We start from the raw sequence: 311 nt of genomic DNA on the forward strand, positions 1-311 counted from the left end.
TCCCATTGCGGGGCTATAGCTCAGCTGGGAGAGCGCCTGCCTTGCACGCAGGAGGTCAGCAGTTCGATCCTGCTTAGCTCCACCACTTCTTCACTAAAGAGAGAGACCAAACTTAAACTATCAAAAGTTGATAAGTTAAGTTTGGTTTTTTAAACCAAGTCCTCACCGAATGCGTGTGAATGACTAATTCTTTAACAATCTGGAAAGCTGATATAAATACCGGTATTTATATGACAAACACGGTGTCGCGCTGTTGTTTGTAAATTATAAATACCAAGCTGTTATTAATAGGAATATCGCCTATTAATGAT

Annotated in this window: 1 tRNA gene; it reads left to right on the plus strand. The window is 40.5% G+C overall.

The features are described from left to right. The first annotated feature begins 9 nt into the window (after window positions 1-9). Window positions 10-85, plus strand: a tRNA-Ala gene (locus tag H4J54_RS00175). Window positions 86-311 lie beyond the last annotated feature (226 nt).

Source organism: Colwellia sp. MB3u-8, assembly GCF_014076985.1.
Classification (GTDB): Bacteria; Pseudomonadota; Gammaproteobacteria; order Enterobacterales; family Alteromonadaceae; genus Cognaticolwellia.